16 protein-coding genes and 1 riboswitch are annotated in these 24180 nt (G+C 57.3%); of the genes, 5 read left to right on the top strand and 11 right to left on the bottom strand.

Going from position 1 to position 24180, the window contains the following annotated elements; translation table 11 throughout:
* The first annotated feature begins 372 nt into the window (after positions 1-372).
* The 3 genes from EYB53_RS14515 to EYB53_RS14505 all read left to right on the top strand — a co-directional run bounded on the left by EYB53_RS14515 (position 373) and on the right by EYB53_RS14505 (position 3262).
* Positions 373-1206: an NAD(+)/NADH kinase gene (locus tag EYB53_RS14515; protein ID WP_097655323.1), complete on the top strand. Its 834-nt coding sequence runs from the start codon at positions 373-375 to the stop codon at positions 1204-1206.
* Positions 1207-1221: 15 nt separating this feature from the next.
* Positions 1222-1830, top strand: coding sequence for an SRPBCC family protein (locus EYB53_RS14510; protein WP_135479144.1), 609 nt, complete (start codon positions 1222-1224; stop codon positions 1828-1830).
* Between the two features lie 196 nt (positions 1831-2026).
* Positions 2027-3262: a BACON domain-containing protein gene (locus EYB53_RS14505; protein WP_135479141.1), complete on the top strand. Its 1236-nt coding sequence runs from the start codon at positions 2027-2029 to the stop codon at positions 3260-3262.
* A 79-nt stretch (positions 3263-3341) separates the two neighbouring features.
* On the opposite strand, the gene EYB53_RS14500 is transcribed toward EYB53_RS14505, so the two are convergent.
* The 3 genes from EYB53_RS14500 to EYB53_RS14490 form a co-directional block, all read right to left on the bottom strand.
* A complete protein-coding gene (locus tag EYB53_RS14500; RefSeq protein WP_135479139.1) occupies positions 3342-5765 on the bottom strand; it encodes a peptidoglycan recognition protein family protein in 2424 nt (807 codons plus the stop codon).
* A 9-nt stretch (positions 5766-5774) separates the two neighbouring features.
* Positions 5775-7844: a putative glycoside hydrolase gene (locus EYB53_RS14495; protein WP_371879114.1), complete on the bottom strand. Its 2070-nt coding sequence runs from the start codon at positions 7842-7844 to the stop codon at positions 5775-5777.
* Positions 7845-7976: 132 nt separating this feature from the next.
* Entirely contained in the window at positions 7977-10445 is a 2469-nt protein-coding gene (locus EYB53_RS14490) for a GAF domain-containing protein (protein WP_254151081.1), read from the bottom strand.
* A 341-nt stretch (positions 10446-10786) separates the two neighbouring features.
* Between EYB53_RS14490 and EYB53_RS14485 the strand changes: the two genes are divergently transcribed.
* Together EYB53_RS14485 and EYB53_RS14480 are read left to right on the top strand one after the other, a co-directional pair.
* Positions 10787-11911, top strand: a complete 1125-nt coding sequence (locus tag EYB53_RS14485; RefSeq protein ID WP_135479137.1) for a site-2 protease family protein — start codon at positions 10787-10789, stop codon at positions 11909-11911.
* A 19-nt stretch (positions 11912-11930) separates the two neighbouring features.
* Positions 11931-12794 (top strand): fumarylacetoacetate hydrolase family protein, encoded by an 864-nt coding sequence (locus EYB53_RS14480; RefSeq protein ID WP_135479135.1) that lies wholly within the window; start codon positions 11931-11933, stop codon positions 12792-12794.
* A 66-nt stretch (positions 12795-12860) separates the two neighbouring features.
* Here EYB53_RS14480 and metK read toward each other — a convergent pair whose 3' ends face one another.
* The 8 genes from metK to EYB53_RS14440 all read right to left on the bottom strand — a co-directional run bounded on the left by metK (position 12861) and on the right by EYB53_RS14440 (position 24140).
* A complete protein-coding gene (gene metK / locus EYB53_RS14475) occupies positions 12861-14072 on the bottom strand; it encodes a methionine adenosyltransferase (RefSeq protein WP_135479133.1) in 1212 nt (403 codons plus the stop codon).
* Positions 14073-14077: 5 nt separating this feature from the next.
* On the bottom strand, positions 14078-15343 hold the full coding sequence (gene ahcY, locus EYB53_RS14470) for an adenosylhomocysteinase (RefSeq protein ID WP_135479131.1): 1266 nt from the start codon (positions 15341-15343) through the stop codon (positions 14078-14080).
* Between the two features lie 24 nt (positions 15344-15367).
* Positions 15368-16342, bottom strand: a complete 975-nt coding sequence (locus tag EYB53_RS14465; protein WP_135479129.1) for a carbohydrate kinase family protein — start codon at positions 16340-16342, stop codon at positions 15368-15370.
* A 16-nt stretch (positions 16343-16358) separates the two neighbouring features.
* Complete coding sequence (locus EYB53_RS14460; RefSeq protein ID WP_135479127.1) at positions 16359-17435, bottom strand: uroporphyrinogen decarboxylase/cobalamine-independent methonine synthase family protein; 1077 nt, start codon at positions 17433-17435, stop codon at positions 16359-16361.
* A gap of 6 nt (positions 17436-17441) precedes the next feature.
* Positions 17442-18494: an S-methyl-5-thioribose-1-phosphate isomerase gene (mtnA, locus tag EYB53_RS14455; protein ID WP_135479125.1), complete on the bottom strand. Its 1053-nt coding sequence runs from the start codon at positions 18492-18494 to the stop codon at positions 17442-17444.
* A gap of 46 nt (positions 18495-18540) precedes the next feature.
* Positions 18541-18663, bottom strand: a riboswitch (SAM riboswitch).
* A gap of 286 nt (positions 18664-18949) precedes the next feature.
* Positions 18950-20164, bottom strand: coding sequence for an alanyl-tRNA editing protein (locus EYB53_RS14450; RefSeq protein ID WP_216863655.1), 1215 nt, complete (start codon positions 20162-20164; stop codon positions 18950-18952).
* Complete coding sequence (locus EYB53_RS14445; protein WP_135479123.1) at positions 20161-22137, bottom strand: peptidoglycan recognition protein family protein; 1977 nt, start codon at positions 22135-22137, stop codon at positions 20161-20163. The genes EYB53_RS14450 and EYB53_RS14445 overlap by 4 nt, the downstream gene beginning before the upstream one ends.
* 20 nt (positions 22138-22157) lie before the next feature.
* Complete coding sequence (locus EYB53_RS14440; RefSeq protein WP_167857414.1) at positions 22158-24140, bottom strand: GAF domain-containing protein; 1983 nt, start codon at positions 24138-24140, stop codon at positions 22158-22160.
* Positions 24141-24180 lie beyond the last annotated feature (40 nt).

Below are 24180 nucleotides of genomic sequence, written 5' to 3'. Positions count from 1 at the left end.
AGAGCGGTGCGGTGATGTCGTGCAAGAACGGTGCTGCGATGTCGTGCGAGAACGGTGGTAAATTACAGTTACGAATTCCAGAAAATCAGTCTAACCATCAAGATAAACCGTCGTGAGTGCTGGAACAAAGATGCCAGAGAACAAAAACACTCACATCCCAAGCTTAACATCTTGCAAGGACTTCCGCAATCACACAACGGTATGGTCTGGGCGCACCCCTGGTACTGTTGTCGTATCACCATAAAGTACTATTGCAGTACAATATTGCAAATTATATTCCGTGGTATCCTTGGCATGATGGACAAGACAGGGTGCTGTCAAAAGGTACCGTGAACAGTGCAAGGCTTTGCCTTGCCTTAAGGTGGAAAAGTTATGCTCAGGCGTGTCGCGGTAATGTACAATCCATTTGCAGAGCCAGCCTCAGCACTATCGATCGAAGTTGCAACCTGGCTCCGCGAGCGAGGCGTCATGACCTGGCGTGGAATCTCGCAAGAGGCACGTGACACGCCGGGAGTACTGCACGACACTGATTTGATGGTCGCAATGGGGGGTGATGGTACCGTCTTGCGGGCGGCTCGTCTCTGTTTTCCTCTGGACATTCCATTGCTCGCCGTAGCCCTTGGACACCTCAGTTTTATGTCCGAAGTCCAGCCTGAAGAGATTTACGAGGGCCTCGAGCGGGTAATCCAAGGTGGGGGATGGCACGATGAACGTTCGTTGATCCGAGCGGCACTCTATCGTGAAGGGCAACCAATTGCCGCCTTTACGGCGCTCAACGATGTGGTGCTTTCACGTAGCGATATTAGCCGTGTGATCAAGGCCCACGTGACGATTGATGACTCGCCCTTGACCACCTATCTTGCTGATGGTGTCCTTGTGGCAACCGCAACCGGCTCGACAGCCTATGCGCTGGCTGCTGGAGGCCCAATTGTTGACCCGCGCTCGCGTTCGCTTGTGCTGGTTGGCATTGCCCCCCATCTCACCAATGTGCCCTCGATGGTGCTGCACGAGGATGCTGTGGTCTCGATTCGCGTTGAAAGCCATTATCATGCTATCCTAGCGGTTGATGGGCGCGAGAATCTCCCGCTCCATTATGGCGATGAGGTCGTTGTCCGGCGTAGTCCCAAGGTCTGTACGTTTGTCAGGTTGCGTCCGAGTAGTCAGTTTTATACGCGGCTGGTGGAACGGCTGCGTCGCGATGCGTGAGAGAGAGGATTCAGTATGCAATACGTTGGAGCATCGGTTGGTGGTGTGATTGATGCACCTATGCAGGCGATCTGGGATCTGATTAGCAATCCAGTCCGCCACCCCGAACTGGCCGGTAGTGGGGAAGTGCAGTCGGTTGAGGTCGTCAGTGGGCCGATGGGCCTTGGTGCGATCTTTCAGTCGCGGCAAAACATGCGCGGCATAGAATATACGACGGCCAATCGTGTCGTGATCTGGCAACCACCCTATAATATTGCCTGGCGCATCGGCTTCCCCTTTGCCCCTGGCGTCGCCCAGATCTGGATGTTCAGTCTTACCCCGGCTTTCGGCGGAACTCTGGTCGAGAATGGGGTCGTCCTGCCCTTTGTGGTGCCTTCGGTCTTCCCCTTCAGTATGATCCGCAAGCAGATTGCACGCCGCCAGATTGCCGTCATGTATCCGACCATCTCGAATATTTCACAACTCCTCGGTGTGGCGGCACCAACGCAATTGACGGCTGCGTATGACCCGCCTTCAATGGTGTCAGTCTTGTTGCCGTCGCCTTTGATCCAGGGGGCCGCCATGGCCGGTGGCCTGGCTACCCTCTTGCTCGCCTTCAAGAAAAAGGCGCGAGCCCGCGCCTGAAAAGCTGAAGAACCTTTTGTCTTAGTCGAAACTGGTACTCGTGGAGCGAAGTCTAAGGACTTCGCTCCTATTGTTGTGCCATATGAAGGCTACTACAATAGATTATGAAGCCGTTGTAGCCTGAAAGCATGTCTGTACCACCAATCATCATTGGTATGGCTTGTGCTTGTGAGTTGAGGTACGAGGAGCGATTATTATGAAAACCCATCATCTTGCATCATCTCTATTTTGTTCGCTCCTATGCTTCCTTTTGTTGGCCCGTGCGCCCTTGCCGACGTATGCTCAAATCACGACCCCTACGCATCCTTTGCATCCACCAGTTGCGCCGTTAGCTGTCCACGTTGAACCCAGGGTTGCCCCAACAGCAAACACGCCCCAGGCTTTGCCACCGCTCAAGGCCGTCTTGATCGTTGGTCCCATTGATGGCGACGAAGGAGCCTGGACAAACAAAGAACGGGTCAATATGGAACTGGCCGCCCAGGAACTCGAAGCAAATGGCGTTACCGTGATGCGGTTTTATACCCCTCATACCAATTGGGACGCGATCAAGGCGGCTGCACAGGGAGCCCATTTTCTGCTCTACCGGGGCCACGGGATCTTTTTGAGTGACATGCCTTCACCGGATGTGGGTGGCCTGGCGCTAAAGGATCAGTTTGTGCTCCCCGACGACATTCGGCAGCAACTTCAACTCGCCCCCAATGCCATTGTGATGCTCTATGGCTGCTTCACCGCAGGTAGTTCGAGTCTTGACGGCTCGATCAGCAGCGAAGAGGCCCAACGACGTGTTGCCCAGTACGCCGATCCTTTCTTTGACATCGGGGCCGCTGGCTACTATGCCAACTGGTTTGGTGATGCCTTCCAACAGTACCTACGCTCACTCTTTGCCGGCAAGACCCTTGGCGAAGCGTATGAGGCCTACTTCGATTTCAACCCGGCCAGTGTCGAACGTTTGGCGCATCCCGAGCATACGGCGATGGCGATGTGGCTTGATAAAGATGTCTGGAGTGGGGTGGTACGCTACAATAATGCCTTTGTTGGCCAAGCCAATCAGACTCTGGCCGATCTCTTCCAGGTTCCTGCAGTTGAGCTATCACAGACGACGGTCACAATGCTCGCCGATGATCAGACGCCTACCACCGCCTATCAGGTTATCGTCGAAAGTTCAACTGAAACAAGCCTCTCCTGGCAAGCTCAGGTGACCAATCTTGCCGAGACACCCTGGTTACAGGTCACCCCCGCGAGCGGCACAACTGGTCAGACATTGACTCTCTCGGTCGATCCACACGCTCTGCCGGCCGGCCTGCATACCGCCAGCGTACGCATTTTTAGCACGTCACCCCAGTATTGCCTGAGCGAAGAGACCCTTACCATCCAGGTCGTCAAGAGCGGAACGGTGTTATCGCGGGTCTATCTGCCAACCATCACCCGGTAGGGGCACGGCATTGAAGAAGAATTCCTGTGACGAACAAAGCCAGCTTCGCTGGCTTTGTTCGTCACAGGAATTCTTCTTTTCACGGCATCGGAATGCCCAGATTCGTTGACCCACCACGCACGCCCCCGCCGGGGAAGAGCGAACGCTCAGCAATGATCGGGCGCGTGCTCCGCACAATAGCCGAGACAATGTTTTCGTCGGGGTAGATTTCGTGAACAGCCATCGTATAGCGTGCGCCAGCAGGCACCACAATGCTCTGTGAACCAATGGCCCCATCACCAAAGCTGAAATCAACCGTCACCGTGGTCGGCAGGCGGTCGGGATTGCTGACACAGAGATAGTAGGTGACGTCGCTGGTGCGCCCATCAACAAAAGCCCAGCGCAGGGCTGGAACCGTAGCCCCGGTACCAATCGTACCAGCAGCATCGTCATTGAAGCGCAGCGAGCGTTCTACAGCGACAGGACGGTCTGCGGTAACTATGGAACTGACGCCAAGATCCGGGATGATCGCATTGGCATTGATGGCAAGTTGCGTCCGGGCAGGCACCGCAAACTGGCGCACCTCGGTCTCGCCTTCAGGCCCCATAAAGGTTGCCGTGACGTTGGCTGGTTGTAGGTTGGGGTTGAGCACAAGCAGATGCATCTGGAAATCGCCCTGGGTTGTGCCCTCGGCAAAATACCAGCGCCGTGCCAGCGTCGCGATCCCACGCCCCGTATGCAGACCCGAGCCATTCTCGCCAAAGCGCATCGTACGTTCGGCGGCCAGCGGCTGACTGGCAACAATCTGCACACCGAAATTTTTCCCAAGGAGCGGGAGACTGCCATCAGGCAGGGTAATGTCGTTGACGGCAATGACGAGGCGCGATTGGGCCGCAATCTGCACATCCTGCTCGAAGGTGAGCCCATCACGCTGCATATAGATCAGGGTTGCCTGTACATTGACAGGATTGGGATTGAAGAGCAACAAAAAGGTACGCTGGGTGCCTTCACTTGAACCTTCCGCAAAATACCAGACCCGTGAGAGCTCGGTAATCCCCGGGCCTCCATCAATATCGGTCGTCAGGCTCATCGAACGTTCAACCAGAATAGGCGCACTCGACTCGACAATCGCCGGCAACGCCAGCGCATTATCCAGCAGGGTATTCACGGTCAGGTCGGCCCGGGCATTGGCTGGAATACGCACAATGCTGGTCACCGGCGTATCGCCAGGGCGCACAAGGGTCACAGTCGCTTCAGTTTCGGCCTCAGTCGGGTTAAAGAGGGCCAAGCGTTGACTATACTCAGCCACATTGCCCTCAGCAAAATACCAGCGTGCCCGCACGGTAGACTGGTCAGTCAGGAGGCGCAGTTGCGGCACCAGTTCATCGAGTGAAGACGTACGCTCGGGCGCAGCATCGATGAGTGTCGTGAACCCAGTGATATTAGGACGATCGGTAGCCGCAGGATCACCTGTCACGCGATGTGTCCCCATCGGATCGATGCCATAGGCTTCACCGAGCCAGGCCATCAGGTTAATCAACACGCCCTGTGCCGTCGGGGATGGCGTCCCGTCACGCGGAACAAGCACGCCAATATGGACAGCGTCACCCCCGGCGGCCATCCGGGACACAAGCGACGTTGGTCCACCAAGGCGCCCCTCAAAGAGATTACCTTCGGCATCAAGCAGGTAGTGGTAGCTCAGGTCTTCCCACCCGAGCACATCCAGTTGATAGCTTGCCAGCGCACGCACCATGTCGAGGCTTGTCGCGGAACTCACCTCGGCATCGATCTGATGTAGCACCAGGCTACGCGGTGTACGGCGCAGCGGCTGGGCCGCCTCGGCTCGGCCACGCCAATCGGTGCGTGGAATAACCGCAGGCCGTGGGGTCAGTGTCTTGCCACCTGCGAGCAACGGACGACGGGGCAACCCCGTGGCAAAAATAGGCTCAGGTGGAGCCGTACTCAGGTAGGTAAGGGTAAGCGCTTCGAGCACCGCTGAAGCACGTTCAATCTCGCTCGCAAAGCTAGCCCGCACCTGAAGCGCCTGACTGGTAGCTGGCACAGCCAGCACCGCAGGGGTCACAAACGCACCCTCATCGTCAGACGCAGCTGTCGTAGCATCAATCGCGCTGAGTGGCTGCCATGCGCCCCACCCTGCCGCAGCATCATCATCACGCTCACTGTCACGCACGCGCACCTCAAGGGCAAGTCGAGTACCCTCGGGCACCTCAGCCTGCCAGCTTGCCCCGACGGCATTGAAGGCAAAGTCGGTGACAAAAGGCGGCGACACAAAAGAACCCTCGCGTTGCTCATCGGCGAGGCGCACCTCACCGCCAGCATTATTCGTCACCAGCGCCCCCTCAGCAACACCAGCCTCCCAATCAGTGACGGTCGTGAGGGTAAGCGCCGCAAGGTTTGTCTGAGGACCCTGCTGCTGCGCAGCGGCAGGCAGCAGGGCAAACGAAGCGCAGACGACAGCGAGCACGATGAACGAAACAAACAGAGCAGGAGAGCGCTGGCTCATGGGTACCGCCTATGGAGCAACTCGCGCAGCGCCGCCAAAGGCACCGCGATAGGCATTCGCCGAGTCGTAGAGCATCCAGCCATCAATTTCAGGAAACTTCTCGGTCGCATCAATCTGGGCCCGCACCTCTACCGGGCCATAGCGGACGACCTTATAGGACCAGGGATCGGTATGATCCTGGAGCCACGGTCGCAGGCGGGCATACTCGCCTTCAATCGTCTTGAGGCCAGCGGCATTCGCGGCTTCAAGCACCTTGTACGGCTCTTCGACTGGTGAAGGCAAATCAAACGCACCGGGCCACCAGAGCGAAGGATAGGGCATCGGGGAAATATAGTCAGTATAATTGCCCATCAACTGCATATCCTGGGCAATCGTGAGTGAACCACCGAGCACAACCCGGCCAAAGACACAGATCGACATCTTGGCCCCAGATCCATTCACCGCACGATGGGCCTCGTCCATAAACTCAGTGATCACCTCAAACATCCGGCCCGGGTTATTTACCGCATCGAGTGGCTCAGAGAAGAGCAACTTCTCACCAAACTCAGCCCGTGGACCAAACCAGTCGGGGAAGCGGATATAGTCATAATTGACTTCGTCAAAGCCCATCAAGGCTGCTTCGACGCCAAGCTGAATATTATATTCCCAGACATTGCGATTCGTCGGATCGAGGTAGGCATATCGAATCCCAGGGCCAGGATAATCCGCATAGACTTCACCGGTCTCCCGCACGCGAATCGACCACTCAGGGCGGGCATCCGAGAGCACATTATCATGCGAGAAGAGCTGGATGCGTGCGATCGTATAAATGCCGCGGTCTTTGAGGCGTTGTACCAGCGCAGGCATATCAATATATGGGCGCGAGAGGTTCAATTCACGGGCCAGTGGCACCTGTGAGTCATAATAGATCATGCCGAGATCGTCACGCAAGTCACTCTTGATGTCAATAACGATCGCATTCAATTCAGTCCGCTCAATCAACTCGATATATTCTTCGAGCAGATTGGGCACACTGGCAACCGCAGACGTTACATAGAGCGCCTTGACCCGGAAGCGTTCAAGGGCAATTTCAGTCGGCACGTTGCCAGGCTCAATCGGGATAATTTCAGTCCGATACCCTGGCGAGAGCACCTGCAGATAGCCCTGTTCAGGAAGACTGGGGAGGGTGAAACTGCCATCTTCGCGATTGACAATGCGCTCAAAGGTCACATCTGTGCCCGGGAACGTTGTTGTCGCCAGGATGGCGGCATTAACGATTGGTTGGCCACTATCTTTGTCAATCAAGCGTCCACGCAATGTATCGGGGCGCAACACCGCATCAAGGGCAGTCACCTGGCCGAGTTCCTGCGAGAGGGTTGCATATCCATCAGCACTAATCTCGACCGTGACCGCATCAGCGGCAATTCCCGTAACCCGATAGGTACCAGAGGCATCCGTCTGGGCACGCACATCGCCGACTTGCACCGTTGCCCCAGCAACACCTTCAGCGGTATACCGATCCGTAATCGTACCGGCAAGTACATTCGGCCTCAGGTTCAGATCAAAGGCTGTTGTGCGGGTGATTTCTTCGGATGCGGCGGCAAAATTCTCAGCTTCAACAGCAAGCGTAAACTGCTCGGGCAACCCGCTCAGCGTATAACGCCCTTCGAGATCGGTTGTGGTCGTCAGCGTCCGCGTCACATCAAACGTCGCCAACACCTGCGCATCTTGGACAGGAGTGCCTGTAAATTCGTCTAACACAACGCCCGTCAGACTATTGGGGCGCAACGACGTATTGAGGGTCACTGTCAGCGCATTTGTCCCAGACAATTCGGGGCGTCCTGCAAGAGGCAAAGCCAGGGCTTCATACTGCGGAGCACGTACCTCAAGCGTATCACGATTACTCCAGCGGGTAACGCTGAAGACACCTTCATCGCTCGTCGTACTGGTACTCGCGCCAACCTCAACCAACGCACCGGCAACAGGTTCACCGGTATACGCATCGGTAATGACACCTGTTAATGTGGCTGGAGTTGAGCTACAACCAACTACGACAAGGATAAGCAAAAGGAAAAGCAGGGTTGTAAACCCACGCTGCACAGAATACACACGTCCTCGACGGATCATTCGCACATAACTCCTCAAATAGACACAGCGATACCAGATATGATCAACACGAAGACATTGTACACCATTTTCTCGGGAATGCAGGGCAACCAGGCGCTTGCGTCGCTACAACAGACCGACTTCAAAGACTTGATGGGGTTGCTCTTTGCCCTTGAGGTGAATCGGGCCACGGGGGATGAGTTTCCAGGGAGAGAGCCAGTTTTCAGCGAGCACATCGGCGAGGTGATGCGAAACAATCACCTGACCGGGATCGGCAATGCCCGAAAGACGCGAAGCGGTATTGACCACATCGCCAATAAGCGTATAATCCTGGCGTTGTTCGGAACCAATATTGCCAACAATGGCCCGGCCAAAACTAACCCCAATGCCCATCCCGATCGTATAATCAAGCTCAGCCTTCCACTCGGCGGCCAGCATCGTAAACGCATGCTGCATCGCAACAGCGGCCGAGAGCGCCCGTTGCGGATCATCGGGATGCGCAATCGGTGAACCAAAGACCCCGATGATGCCATCGCCGAGAAACTTATCAATCGTCCCATCGTAGGCATACAGCACTTCGGTCATCGCGGTAAAATAGCGATTGAGGATCTTCTCGATCAAGACCTGAGGCTCGGTACGTTCGGTAATCGTCGTAAAGCCGCGGATATCGGCAAAAATGACCGCCACCTGACACTCTGTCGGTTGGCCAAAGCTCCCTCCGGCTGTAAGCAATTGTTCGGCAACCTGCGGTGACACATAACGCCGAAAAACGCCGCGAACCCGATCACGCTCCTGGCGTTCGAGGCGCTTGATCGGGGTAATATCACGTAAGACCAGCACCTTACCAAGGCTCACATGCTCACCACTTGCCACCGGGGCAATGCTCACACTATAACTGACATCTCCAGGCAGGGTCATCTCAGTCACGCTCGAGGTGTGCTCCATAGATGCCTCAACGAGCGACAGCAAATGTGCCAAGACCCCATTGCCCTGCTTAATCAGCGCATGCATCGGCTTGCCATAATGCTCCTGAAGCGGTAAGCCAAAGTGCTCTTCGGCAGCACGATTTGCCAGCAAGAGATCCTCGCCAGGCCCAATCAACAAAATCGGATCAGTCGCACTACGAAGCACGGCATTCAGGGTTGAGCGTTCATCTTCGACAGCCCGATAGAGGCGTGCATTGCCAAGGGCAATGCTATACTGGTACATAATCGCACTCAGCACCGCTTCGTCACTTGCCCCCAGAACCCCTGGCTCGGGACTACTCACATCAAGCACCCCAAGGACTTCACGACGCAGAATGATGGGCACAATCAACTGAGCACGCACCTTGGCATCATCGGGCAGCAGCGGCTCAAAACTAGCCTCTTGAGTCACATCAGTGACACAGATCGGTTGATGGGTAGCGAAGACCTGTTGATAGAGGCCCCGATGAATGGCGAAGCGGGAGGAGAGATGACTATGCTGGATCATCGGGCCTGCCGCCGCATGCACAACCAGTTCGTCGCCTTCACGCATCATCAGACAGACCAGTGGGTAGCCAAACTGTTGTTGAATCATATGCACCAGCAGCCGCGTGATCTGCTCAGGTGCCATGAGCTCCGACAAGTATGCATTGATCTCATTGACTTTACGCAACTCTTCGGCGCGGCGCGTCAACAGTTCTTTCTGGCGTTGGGTCAGACGAAACAGGCGGGCGCTCTCGAGGGCAACGGCACTCTGGGCGGCGAGTGACGTGAGCAATTCGACATGCTCTTCCGTGAAAAAACCGGGCGTATGATGCACCAGCGTAATCACTCCGAGGGCCTGGCCCTCACGGATCAGCGGAATCGCGGCCACCGCACGTACATTCGAATGGTAGGTGTTCGTTGTGACCCAGCGGCTATCATTGCGGGCATCTTGAATGATTGCCGGGTTTCGCTCACGCAAAACCCAGCCAGCCAACCCCTGGCGCAACAGATCATTCAGCACCAGCGTGGAGGGGTTGCGACTACTCGAGTAACAGACTGGCTGATGATCCTCAAATTCAGCGAGAATGATCGAAGCCCTGATCGCCCCGAGCGAATCAGCCAGATGATCAAGAAAACCGGTCATCAACACGTCAAGATCAATACTGGCACCAAGATCGCGGGTCAGATGAAGCAACAGTTCGGTCTTGCGCTGGGCATGTTGCAACTGGCGCTGTGCCCGTTGCAAGCGCAGCATCGCCCGTACCCGTGCCAGCAAGCCATCCATCGGGATCGGCTTGACCAGAAAGTCATCTGCACCTGCATCAAGGCTCGCTACACTGTAGGTAACGTCGTCATGCGACGACATGATCATGATGGGAATAAATGGCTTTGTTTGATCGGCTTTCATCTGGCGTGTAAAACCAAGACTATCAAAGCCGGCGAGACCAAGTTCCAGTAAAATCAGATCAGGCGTGATCAATTGCAAATAGGCCAGCGCTTCTTCGCCACTCCCTGCGGTCGAAACACGATAACCATCATTGATCAACATGTCAGCATAAATACGCCGAACTGGCACATCATCATCAATAACGAAAATATGTGCTGGCTCGACCAGATTTTTTCTGGGGATTTTTACGATTTCCATTATAAAACCTAAGGGAAGGGCATCATACAACTCTATTATTAGTATTCTTTTATCTGGAATTATACCACACCACAGATCACCTGCACGAAGATCTTGTCCATATCTGCACAATTATGCAAGGCCATGAGGCCCATGCCTGGGTTCCCGCGTGTGCGGGAACCCAGGCATGGGCCATTCAAAACGTTGCGCCTTTGCGTCAAAAAACCGCCTTCTTTGAATGGTATTGGGTCTAAGGCAAACGACATCCTTCGCCGGTCTTTACGCCAGTTCTTGGTTTTAGGGCGGCAGCCCTGAACCTGATCGTGGTATAGTACCCGTTAAACATCTGCACACGAGGAAGTATGGATCACTACACGTCGAGCCCGGTTCCTGAAGCACTACGTGCAACGGTGGCCGAGGTCATGCTCATTGATGATATTGAAATGGTGCGACGCGGTGATTTTGAATCACCCCGTTTTCTGGGCCGCCTGAAGGTTGAAGCGCAAACGGCCTACGATCAGATCAGTCCTCGCCTGCGTGCTATGGGGCTGCTTGGGCTATTGCAGCAAGAGGGTGATCGCGTGGCCTTGCTGGTTTTACCTGCGCTCGCCCCGCCCAACCCGTCACGCCTCTGGCTGGCGTTGTTGCTCTTTGCTTTGACGATTGCTTCAACCTTTTATGTGGGTGGGCAAGATGTCGATTGGGCAACCGGAGCTATCGCGTTCAACGTGGGCCACGGGCTGGCGTTCAGTGCCTCGCTGCTCGGGATTCTGCTGGCCCACGAGCTTGGCCATTATCTGATGGCTCGCCGCGAAGGTGTGGCCGTGAGCTATCCCTTCTTTATCCCGATGCCCCTCTTTTTGCTTGGGACAATGGGCGCGTTTATTTCGATCAAAGAGCCCGTCCCCAACCGACGTGCCCTCCTGGGCATTGCTATTGCTGGCCCCCTGGCCGGGCTTGTGGTTGCCATTCCTGTGCTGATGATCGGGCTTGCACTCTCTGAGGTACGCAATCTTGCCGAAATGCAGGCCCAGTTGCCTGACATGATCTTTTTTACCGAAGGCAATTCATTGCTCTATGCCGGGCTGAAACTGCTGGTCTTCGGACGCTTCTTACCCGACGGCGGGTATGATGTCTTTATGCATCCGGTAGCCCTGGCTGGCTGGGCCGGTCTTCTGGTCACCGGACTTAATCTCTTGCCGGCTGGTCAACTCGATGGCGGGCATATCTTCTTTGCCCTCTTTGGCCCCAAGGCAGCTCAGATCATGAGTATGCTGGTTGCCGTGGTTCTGCTCGCCCTCGGGTTTCTCTGGAGTGGCTGGTTTCTCTGGGCGGTGATTGTGGCTCTGCTTGGCCAGAATCGTAGCCCGCTGCTCAATGAGGTGACGCCCCTGCAGGGATCATGGCGGCTCCTGGCCCTGCTTGGCCTCGTGGTCTTTGCCCTGGTCTTTACCCCTATGCCAATTACCGATGTGATAATGCCCTAGTCTAGCATGAGGACGGTCTATGAAACTGGTGACGTATCGGAACGGTGCGGTCGAAGCGGTCGGTGCGGTGCGTGACGATGGTGTGGTCGATCTGAGTGGCATGGCCGCCTCAATGCTGGCGTTGATCGAGGGTGGCCCAAACTTGCTGGCGCAAGCTCGTAATTATATGGCAACGGCAACCACGGTCATACCGCTCAGTGAGGTGACGTTGCTCGCCCCAATCCCGCGTCCCCGCAAAAATATCATGTGTCTGGGCATGAATTATGCCGCCCACGCGATCGAGTCGTTGCGCGCCAAGGGTTTGCCTGAAAAACTGCCCGCCTATCCGGTCTTTTTTACCAAGGCCCCAACTGCCATCAACCATCCCGGTGCCCCGATCCCCCTGATGCCCGAGCTCTCGTCACAACGCGATTGGGAGGTCGAACTCGCCCTGATTATGTGGCTACCAGCCCGCAACGTCAAACCTGAAGAGGCCCTCTGCCATGTCTTTGGCTATACCATCCTCAATGATGTGTCAGCGCGTGACTTGCAAACCAACCACCAGCAGTTCTTCTTTAGCAAGAGCCTCGATGGCTCAGCCCCGATGGGACCCTGGATCGTGACGGCTGATGAGATCCCTGATCCGCACGCATTGCGGCTGCAACTGCGGCTCAATGGCGCGACGATGCAAGACTCAATGACAAGCGATATGATCTTTGATATTCCCACCTGTCTGGCAACCCTGACCCGTGGCATGACGCTCGAGCCTGGTGATATCATTGCCACTGGTACGCCCAGTGGCGTCGGCATGGGCATGACTCCCCAGGTCTGGCTCAAGGCGGGTGATGTGATGGAGTGTGAGATCGAGGGCATTGGTGTGTTGACCAATCGGGTCGAGGGCTGACTTTTGTTTTGTTCGCACAAAAGGCCAGCTTTGCTGGCCTTTTGTGCGAACAAACGATCCTAGAAACTACCCAATTGCGCGGCGCAATTCCTCGACGCGGTTGGTCTGTTCCCAGGGCAAGTCAATATCGGTACGGCCAAAATGGCCACCAGCGGCGGTCTGCTTGAAGATGGGGCGACGCAAGCCAAGGTCGCGAATGATCGCGCCGGGGCGCAGGTCAAAGACTTCATTGACTGCTTTGAGGATTACCTCGTCAGGAACCGTGCCGGTGCCAAAGGTCTCGACACTGACCGAAAGCGGCTTGGCGACACCGATGGCATAGCTCAGTTGCAATTCACAACGCTCAGCGAGCCCAGCGGCAACAATATTCTTGACAACCCAGCGGGCCGCGTAGGCAGCGCTGCGGTCAACCTTGCTGCTATCTTTGCCACTGAACGCACCACCACCGTGGCGGGCGACACCGCCGTAGGTATCCACAATAATCTTGCGCCCGGTCAGGCCACTATCACCCATCGGCCCACCAACCACAAAACGCCCCGTCGGATTGACAAAGTACTTTGTCTCGGCATCCAACCACTCGGCCGGAATCTCGGCTTTGATCACATGCTCGATCACGTCGGCGCGGATCTGCTCCTGGGTAACATCAGGCGCGTGCTGGGTCGAGATGAGCACCGTATCAACGCGCACGGGCTTGCCATAGCGGTACTCAACCGTCACCTGGCTCTTGGCATCGGGGCGCAGGTAGGTGAGGGCACCATCCTTGCGCACCTTCTCGATCCGGCGGATCAGCCGATGGGCCAGTGCGATGCTCGCCGGCATCAACTCGGGCGTCTCGTTACAGGCAAAACCAAACATCATGCCCTGGTCACCCGCGCCAACCGCCTCAACCTCATCCTCGGTCATCGCCCCAGTCTTCGCCTCGAGTGACTTATCAACACCCATCGCAATGTCAGGTGACTGACCATGAATGGCGACCATCACGCCACAGGTATCGGCATCAAAACCAAACTCGGCGCTGGTATAGCCAATCTCCTTGACGGTCGTGCGCACAATCTCTTCGATCGGAATGTACCCGCGGGCAAAGGTCACCTCGCCAAGCACCACAATCAAGCCAGTCGTCGTGGCTGTCTCAACAGCCACCCGTGCACGCGGATCGTGCGAGAGAAAGGCATCCAGAATCGCATCGCTGATCTGATCACACATTTTATCAGGATGCCCGCTCGAGACGCTCTCACTGGTGAAATAAAACTGGGGAGAGGTGGTGAATGTTGTTGCCATACCTTTTACGTCCCTTCCTGCCAACTATTGAGATAGAGCTCCTGCTCGGGGGTGAGCACATCAATCGTCATGCCCATCGCCCGCAGCTTGAGGGCAGCAATCTCTTGATCGAGATTTTTGGGCAAGGCATGGACACCAACGCCGAGGCTGTCACGATTCTTGAGTAGATACTCGCTGGCGAGCGCCTGGTTGGCAAAGCTCATATCCATCACAGCACTGGGGTGGCCCTCGGCACTTGCCAGGTTGATCAGGCGACCTTCGCCGAGCAAGTTGATCTGACGACCATCGGGAAGCACATACTGGTCAACGAAGCGACGCGGCTGCTTCTTGGTTACGGCAATTTGCTCGAGGGCCGGAATGTTGATCTCAACATTGAAGTGGCCGCTGTTGGCAATGACGCAGCCATCTTTGACGACGGCGAAGGTATTGCTATCAATGACGTGCTTGTTGCCAGTCGCAGTCACGATGAAATCGGCCACTGGTGCAGCCTGTTCCATCGGCATGACGCGGTAGCCGTCCATCACGGCTTCAAGAGCCTTGATCGGGTCAATCTCGGTCACAATCACATTGGCCCCAAGGCCGTGGGCGCGCTCGGCGATCCCACGTGAACACCAGCCATAACCGGCGACCACAAAGGTCTTGCCAGCGAGCAGCACATTCGTTGCCCGGATCACACCATCAAGGGTGCTCTGGCCGGTACCATAGCGATTATCAAACATATGCTTGGTATCGCTATCGTTGACCGCGATGACTGGGAAGGGGAGGACACCCTCAGCGGCCATCGCCTTGAGCCGGATCACACCCGTGGTTGTCTCTTCGGTGCTACCAATCATGCTTTCGATCAGATCTTTGCGATCCTTGAGGATGCCACTCACCAGATCGGCCCCATCGTCCATCGTAATCTGGGGATTGTGATCGAGGGCGGCCTTGATATGCTGGTAATAAACCTCATTGCTTTCACCCTTGATCGCATAGACTGGGATCTCTTCATAGGCAACGAGGGCGGCAGCCACATCATCCTGTGTACTGAGCGGATTCGAGGCAGCGAGCACCACATCGGCACCACCAGCGGCCAGCGCACGCATAAGATTGCCGGTTTCAGTCGTCACATGGAGACAGGCGCTGATGCGGATGCCGGCCAGCGGGCGTTCTTTTTCAAAACGCTCACGGATCAACCGCAGCACCGGCATCTCTTGCTCGGCCCATTCCATGCGCTTGCGGCCCTCCTCGGCCAGGCCGAGATCCTTGATGTCGTACGAACTTGTGGTCATAAAACGTATGCTCCTTATCGCGTCCTACGCAACTTCTGCGGAACGAAGTAATTCCAGCGGACATTCACTTGCAAAAGCTTCCCGATAGCGGGTTGCAAAATCGGTGCGCAGATACCAGTGTTCCTGGCAGCCACGGTGCTCGATGGCATACGTCGCAGCAAGTGCGGCGATGCGACCGGTCACGTCGAGCGGCAGATCGCGGGCAATGCCAAGGGCAAGCCCGGCGAGATACGCATCCCCGGCCCCAGTGGGATCAACGATAGCCTGCACCGGTGCCGTCGGGATGGCCGCAGCCAGGTGTCCATCGGTATAGATCAGCGAACCCTGCTCACCCTTGGTGATCACTGTCAGCGGCGTGCTCGCGATCAATTCCTCTTCGCTTATGTCAAGTTTCCTGGCCATCATCCCGAACTCATAGTCATTGCCAACCAGCACTTTCGCCCCTTTGAGCCCGAGGGCAATATGCTCGGGGGCGAGGCGCGGGGCCTGCTTGCCAGGATCGAAGATATAGGGCACCCCCATCTGCTGACATTCGATCGCAAAGCGCTCAATCGCCTCGGGCGTCGTGGGCGAAATCAAGACCAGGTCATCACCTGTCAACCCGCGTGCGACGAGCGAATTGGTATGGTCATAGCCCATCGCCCCCGGATAAAAGGCAACGAGCTGATTATTGGCCCGATCGGTATTGATAAAGCATGAGGCGGTAAACTCATCTTCGATAATCGCCACACCTGTGGCATCAACGCCATGGCGTTCGAGCCAGGTGCGGTAATCATGAAAATCGCTGCCAGCGGCACCAACTAGCAACGGACGTTCACCAAGCAGGGCCAGATTATAGGCAATATTGCCCGCAACTCCACCGCGCATCTTGCGCATCGAGTCGACCAGAAAACTGACCGACAGAATATGCGCTTTCTCCATGAGCATGTGGTCTTTGAAATAACCAGGGAAACTCATGATGTAATCAAAGGCCAACGACCCGGTGACCACAATTCGCACGATACAGGCTCCTCTCTCAAGTACTGGTTGTTGCTTCTAAGCAATGCACCGACCGCAGTTTTGACGCCACTTCGGCACAGAGTTGGGCCGCATAGGCTGCCCGGTCGGATGGCAGATGGCACAGACGTCCGCTCGTACTAATGAACGCAGAGGCATAAATTTTGTTGGCATTGATGCCGCCTGCCGCGGACAGATAGGCCACCGTCGACTCGAAACGCTGCACCAGGGTCGCGGCGTTTTCATGACCAAGCGCGTGTTCATCGTGAGGCACAATGCCCCATCCGAGCATCCCGCCACGGTCAAGGTAGCCAGCCACAGCACTTGCCGCCTGGATCAGCCCGGCACTGTGTTCATAGGCATCAAAAAAGACCACTTCGGCTGGCAAGGCCAGGACAGCCGCCCAGTTGGGCACCCCGGCCACACACAGCGCACGGGTGGGGGGCAACTCGCCCAACGTACGCATCAGCATATCGGTACCCGCTTCCCAGTCAAGTGGGCACAGGGGCGAACTCAACGCATCAAGAAAAGGCTCGTCAAAGCAGACCATCGGCAAGCCAGGGACGCCCTTCAACTGGTTGAAATACCAATTGGCCCGCAGAATCGTATGCTGACACAGAGCCTCACGCAAGGGAAGATCGTAGGCCAGGGGCCGCTCGTGATCATCAACGACCTGGAGCGCGAGACTCACCGGGCCAGTCAATTCAAGGCGCGCACAGGTCACCCCGATCTGCTCAAACTGGCGGAGCGCCTCAGCGATGGCGCGGGTCTGCTCAGGAGGGGGAACTGCCCCTGTCTCCTCATGATTGAGATAAGCGAGCGCAAGGCGCGCCAGAGTCGCTTCGGCTGCTTGATGGTCAATGACCGCCCGTGCCTGTTTCAGCTCGAGAGTTCCACCAGGGAACCCTGCCATGGCAAGGGCAAACGGCTGTTCAGGCCTATTGCGCTGAGCCAGTGCAGCCAGACGGCCTTGAACCGTCACGCTGGCATGAACAGGTACCCCAACCCGCGGGACAGGCAAGCACCCAGGGGTATCGGCACGAAACCCGGGTTCGGTTGAGACAGGCGAGGTTGTGGTTGAGGCTTGCATCACCATACGTGACTAGTTCCCCGCCTCGACACAACGCCGTAAGTCGTCGTCGTAAGGGGGAAAGAGAACCCCATGCTCGGTGATGATCGCGGTAATCAGATGATGGGGGGTCATATCAAAAGCCGGATGCGCCGCTCGCACGCCGAGCGGGGCAATGAGTTGCCCGGCAAGATGCGTCACCTCATCAGGCGAGCGCTCTTCAATCGGAATGAGATCCCCATGCGCCAGACTCAGGTCAATGGTTGAAGAAGGGGCCGCCACATAGAAGGGAATCCCATGGGCCTGAGCGAGCACAGCCAGGCTATAGGTGCCAATTTTGTTGGCGACATCACCATTGGCAACAATGCGATCAGCCCCAACGATAATACAGTCAACCTGGCCCTGGCGCATCATATAGCCAGCCATATTATCGGTAATCAGCGTCAGGGGAATTCCGGCTTGCTGCAATTCCCAGGCTGTCAAGCGTGCCCCCTGAAGGAAGGGACGGGTCTCGTCAACCAGAACGTGGAGGGAGCGTCCCTGACGAAACGCGGTGCGGATTGGGGCCAGTGCCGTGCCATACCCTGCGGTCGCCAGGCCACCCGCATTGCAATGAGTAAGCACGTGGCCGCGTGCGGGAATCAACGCTGCGCCGTGATCACCAATCGCATGGCACATCGCGAGGTCTTCAGCGAGAATAGCATGGGCTTCGGCGAGCAGGCCATGCCTGGTGGTTTCAACGCCACCAGCGACAAGCAGATGGGCCTGACGCAGCATGCGGGCGGTGGCCCAGGCCAGATTGATCGCCGTTGGCCGCTGGGCATTTAGCACCTGGCGCGCCTGTTCAAGTTCTTCCAACAAGGCTTCGCCATCAACCGCCTTGCTCTGCATCGCAACCAGCGCCAGACCATAGGCTGCGGTACACCCAATCGCAGGGGCACCACGTACCACCATCGCCTTGATCGCGTGGCCTACTGCCGCAAGGTCACGACACCGTACCGTCACCTGTTCGTGAGGAAGGCGCAACTGATCAATTAAACAGACCGCCCCCGGTTCCCACCAGACTGTGCGTAGTTCATTGTCCATAACGTACGAAAAGCCACCCGCATGGCGAGAGGCTCTTCAATCACTCCTCTCATCTGCCGGTACATCCATGTGTACCGCTGGAATTGGCACCGTACTGGAGCGGCTTTGATCCCTCTCCAGGGGTTGCCGGGCGTCATTGGGCCAGTCCCTCAGCCCCTCTTGATGAGCACTATCTACTTTGCAATACTAAGTATCTTGATGTGCAAAGATCGGTGGGGATTATACCATGCAACAGATGGGCATGCAACTACGGGGCTGAGACCCTCTAGGGCGATTGCATCATACGAAACTGGATACAAACATACGCTCTCTTTGGCAGCATGTGCATGCAACCAGCGGCGCAAACGGCGGCCCCCGGCCCGGTGTAGGGGCACCCCTTGCGGGTGCCCTGGTGGGGTGCATTACACGGAAGATGCAATCGCCCTGTGAGACCCTCAATCCTGCCGAGATCAGCATCAGGCCTGGATCTGCTGACGTATGGTGCTGAGCGCCGCTTCGAGGTGTTCACTCTGTGGGCTGCCACCCTGGGCAAGGCGGGCGTTGCCGCCCCCACGCCCTGCGAGCCGGGTCAGGCCGTGCGCCAGCAATTGGTCGGCCTCGTAGCCACTCTCGACGGCGCAGGCCACGACAAGGTTGGCCCGTGCCCCACTACTCCCCAACAAGGCAATGCCCCCTGGCCGGGCGGCAATCGCCTGCGCAAGTGCCCGCAAGCGTTCGACCGACAGATCAGCAAAACAGACCTGGACAACCCGATTGGTGCCCACCGGCTCGCCTGCTGCATAGAGACGCTCGGCTTCATCGTCAAGGAGGCGTTCTTCCGCCGTTGCGAGTTGGCGTTGCAGGGTCTGCTGAGCTACCAACAGCCGCTTGGTGGCAACAGGCAGTTCATCAAGGCCAACACTCAACTGTTCCGCAGCTTCGCTGGCGACTTGGTTCAGGCGGCGTAGTTCGTGCACCGCACGCGCACCACACGCAAAGCTCACCCTGACCCCACTGCGCTGCCGCGTCCAGCGGAGTACCGCAATGATGCCGACGGTGCCAGTATAGGCCGGGTGCGTGCCGCCACACGCCGAGTGGTCAAAATCATCAATGCTGACCACACGCACCGGGCCAGCAATCGTTGGGGTTTTGCGCAAAGCCAGGCCATTCAGTTCATCACGAGCGAGGATGCGAACAGTTACCGACAAGTTGCCCCAGACAATCTGATTCGCCAGGTCTTCGACAGCCTGAACCTGGTTGCGCTGCAAGACTGGCATGTCCAAATCAATGGTAACGAGCCGCTCGCCCAGGTGAAAGCCGACCGTCGCAGCCCCACAGAGCGCCTGAAAAGCAGCACTCAGGATGTGTTGACCACAGTGTTGCTGCATATGATCAAGACGTCGAATCGGATCAACCGCACCGTGGATATGTGTGTCTACGGCAAGGCTCTGGTCATTACCTGCTGCACCAAGCGCGTGCCAGACAACATCTTCGTGCGCCTGGACATCAGTGACTGGCAGGCCGTTGAGGGTTCCTCGATCCGCTGGCTGACCACCGCCCTCGGGATAAAAAGCGCTCTGATCAAGCGCGATCCAATGCACGCCATCACGGATCTGCGCAGCAACCACGGTGGCCTCAAAATTGAAGCGACTTGAGTCATGAAGATAGAGGCGCGTGGTTGCCTGAATCATACGCTGATTGCCTCGCACAGACTCACGAGCGGCAAACCGTCGAGCAGTTCGGGATCACCACCAGCGAGGCTACTCCAGAGCAGGATCGCATCAGGCGTCAGTTGATACCGAATACTCAGTTCACACAAGAGGTTCGTGAGTGCGGCGACTTGCAAAGTCGTCTCGCCAGGCAAACTCGCAGGCCAGTCAGCCGGTCGTTCAAGGCCAATGCCCAGACTGATGGTATTGAGATTCCACCAGAGTCCATCGGCCGAGCCGAAGCCAGCGTGCCAGGCTGCCTCGGCCTCATCGATCACCTGGATGATCGTGCCTGCGAGGGTCACATAATAATGGGTCGCAAAGGGCGACCCAGGATCGGTCATCCTAGCCAGAACATCCTCGGGGGAACCTGGCAACGCATGCAGCACCACTAATTCAACCTTGCGCCCATCGCGTGAGCTACGTGCCCAGGATGGCAGAGTAGAGCGAATAATCGATTGATCAAGCCGGTCGGGATGCAAGGCACCCTGCTCCGGGGTCTCGCGGATGGCAACCGGTGCGTCATCGTCAGCACTGCCACCGAGGATCGTCATCGCTGGCTCAACCGCAGTGGAACGCGATGCGCCACCGAGCACCGATGGTGCCGGAAAGAGTTGGCTCATCCGGCGCACCTCGCTCCAGCGGGGCACAAGGTTAAAGAGGGTGTCAAGCGCGTAGACCTGGATCGCATAGCTCCGCCCTTCCACCAGAATCTGGTACGAAGCCGAGAGTGGTGCCCCAAGCGCATCGCGACGAGCGCGTTGATGAAACGCCCAATCTGGCCGATACGTTTGCCCGACAACCCGGTAGGTCGTAGAGAGCAACGCCTCACGCAGGCGGACATCACTGGCATTTGTTGCCCCGGCGAGATGGCTCAAGAGGCGCACATCTTCCCAGTTGGGCACCAAGTTATAGAGTGTATCAACCGCAAAGACCTGATAGGCATACTGTTTGCCATCAACCGTGATCGTCGCCCCGGGCGCAAGTGGCGGCCCCATGCGACGCAGCAACGCAAACTGATGAAACGCCCAGTCGGGGCGGAAAGGAGCATTGCCTACGGCAAAGGTCTCTTCGAGCAAGCGTCGCCCAAGACCTGCGGGCGGAATACTCCCCCCAAGCAGATCCGAGAGCGTCCGCACATCGCCCCAGTTGGGTACTTCCGTATAGAGCGTCTCGCGGGCAAAGGGTTGCATATCGTACTGCCGCCCGCCTTCCACCAGGGTACGACTTGGCCCGATAGGGGCCCCGAGTTGCTGCTCAACCGCATATTGATGGAAACTCCAGGCCGGATTATAACCCTGACTCCCTGCCCGCTGACGAAAGGTCTCTTCAAGCAAGCGCTCGAGCAAGACCTCATCGGAAGGCTGAATAACAGGCGGATCGGGAGGCGGGGGCGGGGGAACCGCGGTATTATTCAGATAGGCCTCGACACTCGCCCAGACCCACTCTTTCGTCACAGCCCAGCCCGGACAACTCTTTGCATTCGTGTAATCACGGTGAAAAGAGATCAATTGGCGCGGTGGAATACGCAGGCGACGCGACAATTCACCCATCACCGCCAGAGAATAGTTCCAGACGGCCCCAGCGGGACGCACTGCATCAAAGCGACCAACCATCTCGAGGCCAATCGAATACCAGCCCTGGGCGACTGAGCCATTGCCGACACCGGCGTGGACGCCGACCTGCGCCATCGGGGTAGCGAGCCAGATCCCATCGGGGCCAGCAAAAAGATGCGGCCCTGCCATCCAGCCCTTGGCGGCATAAAAGCGCTGAATACCGCGCATCGTCGTAAGGCCGCGCCACTGTGCTTCGGTAGGCGTATAGGTATGGTGCAGCACCAGGCGACTTGGGGCCAGGGAGCCAAAGTCATACCCGGCCACATACTGCTTCCATTCCGCAAGCGACAGGCGTCGGTTGATAAAAGGCGGACGTCCCTCAGTCGGAAAATCACTCATCACGCCTCCTTAGGCAGATTTCACAGCGTTTCCCCAACTTCATCAATAATATGTTGCGGAAAGCAGATCTGTGCCCGCATCCAACCGTGCTCATCATCGCGGATCAGGCGGAAATCTCCCCCCAGATCCTGGTGAACGAGCGTTTCGATGATATGCAAACCCAGCCCGCTGCTATGGGGGGGGCGCGGTGGTGGTGGATGGCGCGGCCCATCATCGCGAACCTCGACCATCACCTGGCCTATACCCAGCCTGGCTTCAACCTCGACACTACCACCCTCAGCGGCAAGCCCGTGCGAGAGGGCATTGCTAATCAATTCATTGATGACCAGCGCCAGTACCGTTGCATCCCGTGAACCAACGCGCACCTCATCGCCCATAATGGCAAACCGAACGGGTGCATCGCTATGCACCAGGGTTGACTGCGCACTCTCGACGACCTGCCGGGCCACGGCATTGACATTGGTGACGCCCACATCCTCGCGTGAGAGCAGATTGTGAATGGCCGCAATCGACTGGATGCGCGCCGCACTCTCGCGCAGCGCCTTGGCCCCCTGGCTGTGCGGCTCAACCCGTCGCAGTTGCATTGCCAGCAGCGCCGAGATGGTCTGGAGATTATTGCGCACCCGGTGGTGCATCTCTTGCAGCAGGGCCGACTTGATCGCGAGCGCCCGCTGGCTCTCTTCATAGAGACGGGCATTTTCAATCGCAATGGCGGCCTCATCAGCAAAGGTGCTGAGCAAGCGTACCTGCTCATAATCAAAGAGGTGCGGCTCGCGTTTATAGAGGCAAATCCCGCCAATCGTGCGTTCGCGGGCGCGCAACGGCATGCAAAAGAGCGAATGAAACTGCTCACGCCGCGCAACGGCAGCCAGTTCGGGGAAGCGCGCATCTTGATAGGCATTCATCACAGCCAGCGGGCGGCTATCTCGCACCGTCTGGATGATGAAATCCCGCACGCCGTCACCCTCGCCGCCGTAGGTCGCCATCAATTGCAGGTGCCCGTCGTCGCCCATCTGAAAGATCGAAGCCCGGTCAGCCTGGGCGAGTTCGACCGCCTTCTCGGTAATCAGCGAAAGCACATCACGCAACCCGATCTGCTCGGCAATGCTTTTCGAGACCTGCTGCAACGTCGTCAGTTCACGCAATTTCTGGTGGAGGCGTTCGTCGGTCTGCTGATAGAGTTGCGCATTGGCAATGAAGAAGGCAAGCTCGCCCGCCACCACTTCGACAAACGAGATCTCTTCCTGCGTAAAGTCACGCGGACCGATCGTCTGCCCGGTAATCACCCCTTGCAGCTTGTCGGCACTGAACTGATAGCGCTCGGCACTAAAGAGCACAATCGGCACCGCCAGCATCGAGCGAAACGTCTCTTCGCCGAGCTGTGGTTCAACATTGAAACGAGGATCTTGCCAGACGTCGCGCACCGCCACGGGATGCCCAAGCTGAGCAGCCCAGCCCGTCACCCCTTGCCCCAGGTGCGAAACAACCTGCCCGATCGCGGCACGGTTGAGCCCACGGGTCGCCCGCAAGACCAACTCGTCGCGGTGCTTGTCGTAAAGATAGACAGAACACGCCTCGACCCCAACAACCTGGGCAACTGTTTCAACCACGGTCTGGAGGGAGGTATCGAGATCCAGCGTCGAGTTTGCCGCCGAGATAATGCGATGAAGACCATCGAGCTCAGAGGCGCGCGCCAGCAGACGGGCTTCCCATTCGCGGGTACGTTGCTCTTCCTGAGCCGCCCCGTACGCCAGCAATAATTCACTGACCACCAACCCCTGCGAGAGCTTGAGGCGTTCCGCGAGCACCAGCCCGAGTTCGGTCAGAACCTCAGCCACGCCTCCTTGCGCATACCAGACAGCCCCGATATGACGCAAACCGCCGATCCGCGCCTCGGCCATCGCCTCGGTCTCCAGATCGGCAAGCAATTCGGCAATGCGCGGCCAGGTTTCACACAACGCCGCCACGAGGTCAGGCGGCTGTGATGTCTCGACCTCGTACATCGGCATTGGCAAGCATCCTTCGGTTGATAGAGTAGTATCG

Source organism: Candidatus Chloroploca mongolica (assembly GCF_004762035.2).
Lineage (GTDB): Bacteria > Chloroflexota > Chloroflexia > Chloroflexales > Chloroflexaceae > Chloroploca > Chloroploca mongolica.
This window is presented reverse-complemented; position numbering and strand designations above follow the sequence as displayed.